This is a genomic window from uncultured Intestinimonas sp., assembly GCF_944387725.1.
Lineage (GTDB): Bacteria > Bacillota > Clostridia > Oscillospirales > Oscillospiraceae > Intestinimonas.
In genome coordinates this window covers 21210-32140 of the sequence record NZ_CALXGA010000021.1, presented here as the reverse complement: position 1 = coordinate 32140, position 10931 = coordinate 21210, and the positions used below count along the sequence as shown (strand labels likewise).

Below are 10931 nucleotides of genomic sequence, written 5' to 3'. Positions count from 1 at the left end.
TCCGCTTCTGAAGAGACAATGGTTAAAATCTCTCATATTCATACACTCGTGAAACGCTTATGAATACGGCTTCTTAAAGAGACTTCAGTTTTATTGGAAGCGCGTACTTTTTTTGGGGATTACTGGTAAAACCAGGCTTTCCCTGCGTCCTCCCGGATTCGGGGAATCCAGCGGGGCTCGCGCTGGAGGGTCCGTCCCTTCCGCTTTTTGCAATTCGGGCGGGGGAGGACGCGGCGGGCAGCCGCATTTGCAAGCGGAAAGAGGAAACGAGGTGGCGGAAGACATGAACCTATTAGTCGAGATGAAGGGAATCCGCAAAAGCTTCTATGGGGTTGAAGTGCTCCATGGGGTGGATTTCCACCTACAGGCCGGAACGGTACACGCGCTGATGGGGGAAAACGGCGCGGGAAAGTCCACGCTGATGAAGGTCCTGGCCGGCGTACATAAATGCGACGCGGGAGAGATCGCCATCGAGGGCCGGCCGGTGGAGATCGACTCTCCGGCCAAGGCCCGGGAGCTGGGCATCGCCATGATTCACCAGGAGCTCTCCCCGGTCAGCGAGATGTCGGTGGCGGAAAACCCAGCTATCTGCTGGCCGCGGAGTACCAGTGCGCCCCCCTCCTCCCCTACCTGCCCAGGGAGGCGCTGGAGCGGTGGCGGGCGGAGCTGCTGCGGCGCACCCCCCGCCGGATGATGTTTCCCAAGGAGCGGGAACTGCTCGCCCGCATCGAGACGCTGATGGGAGAGCCATAGCGACGCCTGCGTACCTGGTGCGTGGGCGTCCGCTTGCGCCGGCGCCTCCCCAGGGCAGGCATGAAATGGAAAAAGAAGGTGAGAACATGGACCAGGAGAAGTTCAAACGGCTGTCGCTGACGGCCGCAAGGGGAAGAATACGGGCCATGGAGATGGTGCACCGGGCCGCCTCCGGCCACATTGGCGGCTCTCTGTCCGCCATGGATATTCTGACGGCGCTGTATTTCGACGTCATGAGGATCGATCCCGCCCGCCCAAAGGACCCGGACCGGGACCGCTTTGTCCTCTCCAAGGGGCACTGTACGCCGGCCCTGTACGCCGTCCTCGCCCTGCGGGGCTACTTCCCCCAGGAGGATCTGAAGCTGTTCCGCTCCATTGAGGGGCACTATTCCGGCCACCCGGACATGAACTATGTCCCCGGCGTGGACATGTCCACCGGCAGTCTGGGCCAGGGGATCTCCGCCGCCGTGGGGATGGCCCTGGCAGGCAGGCTGGACCGGAAGGACTACCGGGTCTACGCCCTGCTGGGCGACGGCGAGGTGGAGGAGGGCCAGGTATGGGAGGCGTTTATGGCCGCCTCCAAGTACAAGCTGGACAATCTGTGCGCCATTGTGGATATCAACGGCCTGCAAATTGACGGCAGGACCAGCGACGTCATGCCCTCCGAGCCCCTGGACGCGAAATTCGCGGCCTTCGGCTGTCAGGTGATCCCTGCGGACGGCCACGACTTCCGCAGCCTGGAGGCCGCCCTTGCCCAGGCGGCGGAGCACCGGGGGGGTCCGTCGGTGATTCTGGCCAGGACCGTGAAGGGCAAGGGGGTCTCCTTCATGGAGAATGACGCGGGCTGGCACGGAAAGGCCCCCAACGACGAGCAGTTTGCCAAGGCCATGGAGGAGCTCCAGGCCGCGCTGGAAGGATGGGAGGGAAACTGAGATGGGAGAGAAGCTTGCAACCCGGAGCGCCTACGGAGAGGCCGTGACCGCCCTCGGCGCACGGGACCCCGGGATTGTCGTCTTAGACGCCGATCTGTCCAGCGCCACCATGACCAGGCAGTTTTCCCAGGTATATCCAGAACGCTTTTTCAACATGGGCATCGCGGAGTGCAACATGATGGGCGTGGCCGCCGGCCTGGCCGCCTGTGGGAAAAAGCCCTTTGCCTCCACCTTTGCCATGTTCGCCGCCGGCCGGGCCTTTGAGCAGGTCCGCAATTCCATCGCCTACCCCCGGCTGAATGTGAAGGTGGTGGGCTCCCACGGCGGGCTGTCCGTGGGGGAGGACGGGGCGACCCACCAGTGCTGTGAGGATTTCGCCCTGATGCGGGCCGTGCCCAACATGCTGGTGTGCTGTCCCTGCGACGGCCATGAGATGCGCCTGGCCGTGGAGGCCCTGGCCGCATACGACGGCCCCGCCTACCTGCGCCTGGGCCGGCTGGCGGTGGAGACCGTCACCGACAGCATCCCGGGCTATCAGTTCAAGCTGGGGGAGGGGGCCGTTCTCCGGGACGGCGCCGACGTCACCCTGGTGGCGGTGGGCCTGATGGTCCAGATGGCCCTCCAGGCGGCGGAGACCTTGGCGGGGGAGGGGATTGACGCCCGCGTCATCGACATGCACACCCTCAAGCCCCTGGACGAGGGGCTGATCCTGAAGGCCGCCCGGGAGACGGGGGCCATTGTCACAACCGAGGAGCACAACATCATCGGCGGCCTGGGGGAGGCCGTGGCCGGCTACCTGGGGGGCGCGTGTCCCGTGCCCGTGGTCCGGCACGGCGTGGAGGACTGCTTCGGACGCTCCGGGAAGGCCGCCCAGGTGCTGGCGCACTACGGCCTGACGCCGGAGGGCATTGCCGCCGCCGCGCGCCGTGCGGCGGCGCTGAAGAAATAAATCCGGCGGCCTCGACGCCTGCCGCGCAAAACAGACCGAAAGGACCGGAGGACAAGCCTCCGGTCCTTTTTGCAAATTTGGAAGGGATTCAACCTGTGACGGCAATTTGCGCGCACTCTTTTCCTGCAATATCTTGACACTCCAGCGGTGATCCCCCCTTGCCCGCCGGGGCGGTTTATGGTATGATATACCCTGCCAATCCTAGGAATCGGAGGAAGACCGTGAAGATCGGAACCGTTGCCGTGAGCTCCAGGCTGGTGCTGGCCCCCATGGCGGGCGTCACCGACCTTGGGTTCCGCACCATCTGCCGGGAGCTGGGGGCCGGCTACACCGTCACCGAGATGGTCAGCGCCAAGGCCCTGTGCTACCAGGATAAAAAATCCATCCCCCTGCTGAAGCTGGGGGAGAACGAGCACCCCGCCGCCGCCCAGATTTTCGGCTCCGACCCGGTGTGCATGGAGGAGGCCGCCGCCATCGCCGGGGAGGTCTCCGGGGCGGAGGTCATCGACATCAACATGGGCTGCCCTGTGCCCAAGGTGGCCAACGCCGGGGACGGCTCCGGCCTCATGCGGACGCCGGAGCTGGCTGTCCGGGTGGCCGAGGCGGTGATCCGCGGGGCGGGGGGCCGGCCCGTCACCGTGAAAATGCGCCTGGGCTGGGATAAGGGCTCCATCAACTGCGTGGAGCTCTCCAAGGCCCTGGAGGAGGCCGGGGTGGCCGCTGTGGCCGTCCACGGCCGGACCCGGAGCCAGCAGTACGCCGGCGCCGCCAGCTGGGACCTCATCCGGGAGGTGAAAAACGCCCTCCGCATCCCCGTCCTGGCCAACGGCGACGTCTTCGCGGGGGCGGACGCCCCCCGCATCCTCCGGTACACCGGGGCCGACGCCGTGATGATCGGCCGGGGGTGCTTCGGCAATCCCTGGCTCTTTCAGCAGGCCCAGGCCGCCCTGGAGGGCCGGGACATCCCGCCGCTGCCGCCTCTGGCGGAGCGGTGCCGCACCGCCATGCGGCAGTTTGCCATCAACGCCGCCCACAAGGGGGAAAAGATCGCCTGCCTGGAGGCCCGGAAGCAGTACTGCTGGTATTTGAAGGGGGTCCCCTACGCGGGCTATTGGAAGGAGCAGATCTGCCATGTGGAGACCATGGCCGGCCTGGAGCGGGTCACCGCCGGCATCCTGCGGGACCTGACATAAGGCGGCGCCCCGGCAGGGCGTCCTGGGGGAACGAAAGGCAGGTGACAAAGGGGCGTGACAGAGCAGGAGCTGGTCCAGCGGGCCAGGGAGGGCGACGAGCTGGCCTTTGCGCAGCTGGTCACCGACAACGAAAAGCGCATCTACAATTTGTGCCGCCGCCTGACCGGCAATCCAGACGACGGCGCGGAGCTGGCCCAGGAGGCCTTCCTCAACGCCTGGCGGGGCCTTGGGAAGTTCCACGGGGAGAGCTCCTTTGCCACCTGGCTCTACCGGCTGGCCTCCAACGCCTGCATCGACTTCCTCCGCAGGGAGAAGCGGCGGCGGAGCCTCTCCATGACCGTCTCCCTGGACGACGAGGAGGAGGGGCGGCAGGCCGAGCTGCCCGACCAGGGGGCCGGCCCCGAGGAGCGCCTGGAGCGGGCGGAGGACCGCCGGGCCATCGCCCGGGCCCTGGAGCAGGTCTCCCCGGAGCACCGGCAGGTGCTGGTCATGCGGGAGCTCAGCGGCCTGAGCTACGCCGAAATCAGCCAGGTCCTGGGCCTGGAGGAGGGGACGGTGAAGTCACGCATCGCCCGGGCCCGGGCCGCCCTGCGAAAGAGATTGCTGGCGGAGGGGAACTTTTTCGGCGGGGCTTCGTCTACAAGATAAACGGCCGGAGGAGGTGAACCGCGTGTGTGACTGTGAAAAAGCCCTGGACTGGATCAGCCTGGACCTGGACGGGGCCCTGACGCCCCAGGAGCGCCGGGAGCTGGAGGACCATCTGGCCGTCTGTCCCGGCTGCGCCGCCCTGGCCCGGGAGCTCGCCGCCCTCCACCGGGTCCTTCCGGAGCTGGAGGAGGAGGTCCCGGAGGGCTTCCAACAGGCCGTGATGGAGCGCGTTCGTGCGGAGAAGGTCCAGGCCCTTCCGGCCGGGCGGGGCCGGGCGGTTCCCTGGCGGCGCTGGCTCTCCCTGGCGGCGGTCTGCGCCGTGGTGCTGGCGGGAGCCGGGAGCCTGGGCAGGTTCTGGGACCGGAGCGGCGGCACGGAACCGGCCGCCGGGGAGACCCTTCCGGTCCAGGCGGCCCAGGCGGGGGCCGCTGCCCAGGCGGGGGCCGCCCCACAGGAGGAGGCCGCCCCACAAAAGGAGGCCGCCGGGGAGGGCCAGGGGCCCGAGCTGAGGCTCTACACGGCCATGGCGGATCCCTCCGGCGCCCGGGAGGCGGCGGACAGCGGGGAGGTCCTCCCGGAGGCGAGCCCCCTCCCCACGGTGGGAGCGGCGATGAACCAGGCCGCCGCGCAAAATGAGGACCTGACGGAGGCACAGCGGGCCGCCCTGACGGCCAACTGCGCCGCCTGGCTCCAGACCTCCGGCCTGGACCCGGCGGAGGCCGGCCTCCTCACGGTGGAGGCGGTGACCCAGACGGACCTGGAGGCCGCCGTCTGCCCCGGGGAGGACCAGAGGGCCCGGCTGGACCTGGACGACTACCGGGTCACCCTGGGGAGCTCCGACGTCCTCCTGTGCGACAGCGCCACCCTGGAGGTCCTGGGGTATCTCCCTACGGTGTGAGGGCCCTGCGGGGCACGGCGCAGAAAAGAGACTGGCAGCCCCGAAAGGGGGACTGCCAGTCTCTTTTTGCCTCTGAAGCGGACCGCCTGCCGCCCCGGCAGACCTTATCTCCCCGCCTGGTTCAGCCAGTGCGCCAGGCCGCCCTGGAAGGCGCGGCAGAAGGTCCGGCTCATGGGCAGGCGGGCTCCACCCCGCAGGCACAGGCTGGTCCAGCCGGTCTCCTCCGCCCAGGCCGCAAAGCCGGGCCCCGTCCGCCTGGCCGTCCTCGCAGGCCGCGATGCGATATGAGGTCAGAAAAGCTCCTTTCCCGGGCGGGTCTGTCCCCGGTTGAGACGCGGACCGAACAAGGCCCCAAGATCAAGCGGCAGAGGCGCTTTGGATCAAAGGGTGTGCCGGGGGTGCTCCATGACCTCCTTGCAGGCGTAGATGATCTGGGTGGTGACGGCCGAGTCGAACTTCGCCTCATAGAGGCTGAGCATGGGGGCCTTGGCGGCGGCATCCAGCACCACATATTTGGCCGGCAGCCGGGTGAGGGCCAGGGCCTTGGCGTCGGCCAGACACCGGGGGCACGCGCACAGGTGGAACATCCGCACATAGCGGGCGAGCTTTTCCTCCACCTGGAGCTCCATGACGTTGATGAGCTCGGCCCCGTCCGGCAGGAGGCCGGCGGCGGGCTCCTGCGCGGCAGGGGACTCCCGCTTCGGGGCGGGAGGGGCCGGCTCCGGGGGTACAGGCGCTTCTGCCGGGGCCGTCTCCCGGGGCGCCGGGACCGGGGCAGTCTCCGGGACCGGGGCAGTCTCCGGGACCGGGGCAGTCTCCGGGGCCGGGGCGGCCGCCGGGGCCGGGGCGGCCGCCTCCGCCAGCTCCTGGGTCAGCTCCCGCTCCAGCGCCTGGTGGATGGTCTCGGACAGGGCCTCATTGTTGCTGCGGGCCACCTCGAGAATGGGGGGCGTGAGCCGCCGGGCCGGGGTCTGGGCCGGGGTCTCCTGGGCGGAGGCGGCTTCCGCCGGCTCCGGCGCGGCGGCCTCCCGGGCGGAGGCGGCTTCCGCCGGCTCCGGCGCGGCGGCCTCCCGGGCTGGGGGCGCGGCGGGCTTGGGGGACTCCTGCCCGGAGGAGCCCGCCAGGAGGTTCAGGACGTGATCGGTCTTGCTGCTCTTGGACGCCTTCTTATTGGCCATCAATTTTCCTCCTTCTGTCGGGGAAAGGCGGCTCCAGCCACCTCGTCGCACAGGTCTTCAAAGTCCAGGGCGGGCTTGGAGCGGGGGGCGTAGTCCACCACGCTCAGGCCGTGGGCCGGGGCCTCGGCCACCGAAACGCTGGTCCGAATCCTGGTCTGAAAGACGCGGGTTTCCAGCTGCCCGGCGATCTGCTCCGCCAGCTCCAGAATCTCCCGGTTCAGGTTCAGCCGGGGGTTGAAGCGGTTGAGGAGGATGCCCAGCACCCGCAGATGGGCGTTGTAGTAGCCCCGGACGCTCTCGATGGTCTCCTTGATCTGGGACACCCCCAGCAGGCTGAGGACCTCGGGGGACATGGGGATGATGAGCCCGTCGGTGGCCACATAGGCGTTGACCGTCAGGACGTTCAGGGCGGGGGGTGTGTCGATGATGATGAAGTCGTACCGCTCCCGCACCTTGGACAGGGCGGTCCGCAGCAGGAACTCCCGCCCCGGGCGGTTGAACTCCACCTCTGCGGCGGAGAGGAGAATGTTGGAGGGCAGAATGTCCCCGTGCTCCGTCTGGGTGATGGCCTGGTCCGGCTCCACCTCCCCCCGGAAGACCTCGTAGACGGTGGTACAGCCCTCAATGTCCAGCCCCAGGCTGAAGCCCAGGCTCCCCTGGGGGTCCAGGTCCACCCCCAGGACCCTGGCCCCCCGGCGGTGCAGAGAGGAGAGCAGCGCGGCGGCGGTGGTGGTTTTGCCCACGCCGCCCTTTTGGTTGGTAATGGCGATCACGGTGGTTGACATGCCCCGTAACTCCCTTCCTCGATCCGCGAGAGACCAGAGAAGGGCTGTCCCGCCAGAGGAATTTTATGAGAAAATCCGCGGACAGCTCTTATTTTTGGGCTCTGTTGGACGATATAACAAGTGAGAACTCAGAGTAGGATCACGCAGTAAGCCTGGCAGATTGATTTTACCCTAAAAAGCGTCCGATTGTCAATCCATGTCGTAAGGGATACCCCTTACACCGAATCAAAAGAAGGAGTGGAATAGAAATGGCGTCGATCAGCAGTTTAATGGGCGGCACGTCTTCCAGCGGCAGCATCTACGGAAGCCGCAACGCCAACATCATCTCCGGCCTGGCCAGCGGCCTGGACACGGAGGCCATGATCGAAGGTCTGGTACAGAGCTACCAGCAGAAAATCACCGGCCTGGAGCAGGACCGCACCAAGCTCCAGTGGCAGCAGGAGGCCTATCAGAGCATCTCCGACAAGCTGGTGGAGTTTGCCCGGAAATACACCACCTATGCTTATTCCTCCGGCACCAACCTCTTCAGCAACAGCTTCTTCAACAACGCGGTGACCACCACCACCGGCGGGGCCTTTGCCAACCTGGTCAGCGCCGCCGGCAAGACCAGCAGCAGCGTCACCATCGACGCCGTGGCCCAGCTGGCCACCGCCGCCAAGTACACGGTGAACAACACCCGGCTGGGCAGCCTGGGCAGCGGCGCCGTGACCAGCGGCACGGTGTCCCTGGGGGACACCACGAATGTCAGCACCATCGAGGGTTCCCTGACCCTGACCTACGGCAGCAAAAATCTCACCGTGAGCTTCGGGGAGCTGGATCTGTTCAACAAGCCTGACGGCACCCTGGACACGACGGCTCTGGAGACGGCCATCAACGAGCAGCTGAAGGCGCAGCAGGTCACCATCGGGGACAACACCTATACAGGGGATCAGCTTTTCGATGTGACGGTGGACAGCAGCGGCAGCCTCACTCTGTCGGACAAGTTGAACGCGGGAAACAGTCCCTATATCAGCAAAGCCAGCGGGGACTTTGCCGGCCTGGTGACAACGGACCTGTCCAACGCCTCGGAGGACCGGCCCGCGACCGTTCAGCTGGATATGAGCAAGGACGTTGTGAAGGAGATGGACACCGGCGACTACCTCTCCGGCAAGACCCTCAGCGTCACCCTGAACGGCCAGACCAAGCAGATCTCGCTGGACAACATCAAGGCCGGCGCGGGCCAGACCTTTGCCGACGCCTTTAAGACAGAGCTTCAAAACAGACTGGACACCGCCTTCGGCAGCGGGAAGATCACGGTGGATTTGCAGGGCGGCAAGCTGTCCTACACCGTGGCAAGCGGCAGCACCTTCTCCATCTCCTCTTCCAGTGCCGGCTCGATTCTGGGGATGGAGGACGGCACGCTGACCTCCTACCTGGACACCGGCAAGTCCCTGGGGAGCCTGTTGGATGAGAACGCCTGGAGCAATCTGACCCCGGTGGACCAGGACAGCGAGGGCAGGGACCTGTACGCGCTGACCATCAACGGCGTGGAGGTGGGCCGCTACACCAGGGACACCGCCCTGGAGACCGTCATCAACGGCATCAACAGCAGCGACGCCGGGGTGAACGTCAGCTACTCCAATCTCACCAACCAGTTTGTCTTCACCGCCAAGGAGACCGGCGAGGGCGGCCGCATTGAGATTGCCAATGAGCTCAGCTCCGGCGGGACCAATCAAAACCTGGCTGTGGCCCTGTTTGGGGAGGCGAACTCTAGTTCGTCTGGCTACGACGCCGGCACGGACGCCGTCTTCCGCACCACCGTCAACGGCGCCTCCATGACGCTCACCCGCAGCACCAACACCTTTGACGTGGACGGCATGTCTGTGACCCTGAGCGGGACCTTCAACAGCGCCTGGAGCGGGTCCACCCCCATCACCAGTCAGGACGTGGCGAATCAGGTGGCAGCCGGCACAGACGCCGGTTACTTCGACCCGAACGGCGAGGCGGTCTCCTTCACCAGCGCCACCGACGCCGACACCATCGTCGACGCGGTCAAGCAGATGGTGACGGACTACAACGCCATCATGGAAGAGGTCAAGAAGGCCTACACCGACATGCCCCTGCGGAAGACCAACGGCGACCGCTACGAGCCCCTCACCGACGAGGACCGGGCCGACATGAGCGAGGGCGCCATCAAGGAGTATGAGGAGCAGGCCAAGACGGGCATCCTCTTCATGGACAGCGACATCTCCTCCCTCTACAACGCCCTGCGCGGCGCCATCACCCCCAGCGGCTCCGACGGCTCCTTCCTGCGCTCCATCGGCATCTCTACCAGCTACTCCGACGGGCTCACCACCCTCACCCTGGACGAGGACGCCCTCCGGCAGGCCCTGGCGACCAACCCGGACCAGGTGCGGGATGCCTTCACCAAGAGCGAGGAAGGCGGCGCCTCCACCGACGGCCTCATGGCCTCCATCCAGAAGGTCACCGACCGCTACGCCGCCACCACCGGGGCCACCAAGGGCATCCTGATCGAAAAGGCCGGCTCCCAGTACTCCCCCACGTCGGCCCTGAACAACACCATGCTCTCCAAGATTCAGGATGTGGACGACGAGATCGAGCGCTGGCAGGGCAAGCTGTCCGACCAGGTGGACTTCTACACCAACAAGTTTACCCAGCTGGAGATGCTGATTAACCAGATGAACTCCCAGAGCTCCGCCCTGGCCGGCCTGATGGGTGGGTACTGAGCCTGACGGCAAGAAAGGAACATCTACCCTATGGATATGAGAGGCTATCAGCGTTACCGGGAGGACTCCCTGAGCACGATGACGCCGGGGGAGCTGCTGCTCCTGCTCTACGACGAGCTGGTGAAGCGCCTGACGCTGGCCGAGTTGGAACTCTCCAAAGAAAATTATCCCACCTTTGAGGCGGCGGTGAATAAGAGCCTGGACATCATCCGCTATCTGGACGATACCCTGGACCGCAGGTACCCCATCAGCAGGAACCTGGACCGGCTGTACGACTATTTCGGCTATGAGCTCAGCCGGGTGAAGGCGGGGCGCAACAGCACCGAGCTGACCCGGGTGAAGGGCATGGTGACGGAGCTGCGGGACAGCTTCCGAAAGGCGGATAAGAACCAGAACAGCCGATAGGAGCGCGAGATGCTGAAAAAAGGGGATTGGACGGCGGCGCTCTCCGTGGAAAAGCGGATGTACCTGGCCCTCTCGGAGGTGCTGGAGACCACGGAGAGTATGCTGGACGCGGTGGAGCGCCAGGACCAGGTCTCCGTCCGCATGTATTTGAATATGCGCCAGGAGCAGGTCAACCAGCTCAGAAACTGCAAGGATATGCTCCGCAAGCAGTGCGGCGCGCTCCCCAAGGCCGACGGGGACCTCCTCCGGCAGGTCCTCTCCGGCGGCCCCGCCGGGGATCCGGAGGGGGAGGAGCTCTGCCGCCAGGTGCGCCGGAACCGGGACCTCCTGGAGCGGACCGTCCAGGCGGACCGGCGGGTCAGCCGGCGGCTGGGGGGAAAGGACTCCTTTTACCGTAGCGAAGCCCTGGAGAAAACGCGTTGAGAAAAGAAAGCCCTCTGCCGGCCTGAGGCCGGCAGAGGGAA

Annotated in this window: 11 protein-coding genes; 9 read left to right on the top strand and 2 right to left on the bottom strand. The window is 66.2% G+C overall.

Annotated elements, in window-relative coordinates:
• Positions 1–283: 283 nt before the first annotated feature.
• The 6 genes from Q0K09_RS05015 to Q0K09_RS04990 all read left to right on the top strand — a co-directional run bounded on the left by Q0K09_RS05015 (position 284) and on the right by Q0K09_RS04990 (position 5373).
• Positions 284–694, top strand: a complete 411-nt coding sequence (locus Q0K09_RS05015) for an ATP-binding cassette domain-containing protein (RefSeq protein ID WP_294473666.1) — start codon at positions 284–286, stop codon at positions 692–694.
• Between the two features lie 145 nt (positions 695–839).
• Positions 840–1685 carry a transketolase gene (locus Q0K09_RS05010; RefSeq protein ID WP_294473668.1) on the top strand — a complete coding sequence of 282 codons (846 nt, stop codon included), beginning with the start codon at positions 840–842 and terminating at the stop codon, positions 1683–1685.
• Position 1686: 1 nt separating this feature from the next.
• Positions 1687–2634 (top strand): transketolase family protein, encoded by a 948-nt coding sequence (locus tag Q0K09_RS05005; protein ID WP_294473664.1) that lies wholly within the window; start codon positions 1687–1689, stop codon positions 2632–2634.
• A 221-nt stretch (positions 2635–2855) separates the two neighbouring features.
• Positions 2856–3827 (top strand): tRNA dihydrouridine synthase DusB, encoded by a 972-nt coding sequence (dusB, locus tag Q0K09_RS05000; RefSeq protein WP_294473662.1) that lies wholly within the window; start codon positions 2856–2858, stop codon positions 3825–3827.
• 54 nt (positions 3828–3881) lie between these two features.
• A complete protein-coding gene (locus Q0K09_RS04995; RefSeq protein WP_294473660.1) occupies positions 3882–4475 on the top strand; it encodes a sigma-70 family RNA polymerase sigma factor in 594 nt (197 codons plus the stop codon).
• 22 nt (positions 4476–4497) lie between these two features.
• Positions 4498–5373: a zf-HC2 domain-containing protein gene (locus Q0K09_RS04990; RefSeq protein ID WP_294473658.1), complete on the top strand. Its 876-nt coding sequence runs from the start codon at positions 4498–4500 to the stop codon at positions 5371–5373.
• Between the two features lie 380 nt (positions 5374–5753).
• Here Q0K09_RS04990 and Q0K09_RS04985 read toward each other — a convergent pair whose 3' ends face one another.
• Both Q0K09_RS04985 and Q0K09_RS04980 read right to left on the bottom strand, forming a co-directional pair.
• Positions 5754–6551, bottom strand: coding sequence for a late competence development ComFB family protein (locus Q0K09_RS04985; RefSeq protein WP_294473656.1), 798 nt, complete (start codon positions 6549–6551; stop codon positions 5754–5756).
• Positions 6551–7336 (bottom strand): ParA family protein, encoded by a 786-nt coding sequence (locus tag Q0K09_RS04980; protein ID WP_294473654.1) that lies wholly within the window; start codon positions 7334–7336, stop codon positions 6551–6553. Before Q0K09_RS04980 ends, Q0K09_RS04985 begins: the two co-directional genes overlap by 1 nt.
• A gap of 248 nt (positions 7337–7584) precedes the next feature.
• On the opposite strand from Q0K09_RS04980, the gene fliD reads away from it, so the two are divergent.
• From fliD to Q0K09_RS04965, 3 genes are read left to right on the top strand one after another with little or no spacing between them, the layout of a single operon-like run.
• Positions 7585–10062: a flagellar filament capping protein FliD gene (gene fliD / locus Q0K09_RS04975; RefSeq protein WP_294473652.1), complete on the top strand. Its 2478-nt coding sequence runs from the start codon at positions 7585–7587 to the stop codon at positions 10060–10062.
• A 30-nt stretch (positions 10063–10092) separates the two neighbouring features.
• The gene (locus tag Q0K09_RS04970) at positions 10093–10467 is read left to right on the top strand and encodes a flagellar export chaperone FliS (protein WP_294473651.1); all 375 of its coding nucleotides are present in this window, start codon (positions 10093–10095) and stop codon (positions 10465–10467) included.
• 9 nt (positions 10468–10476) lie between these two features.
• Complete coding sequence (locus Q0K09_RS04965) at positions 10477–10890, top strand: hypothetical protein (RefSeq protein ID WP_294473649.1); 414 nt, start codon at positions 10477–10479, stop codon at positions 10888–10890.
• The last annotated feature ends 41 nt before the right edge of the window (positions 10891–10931 follow it).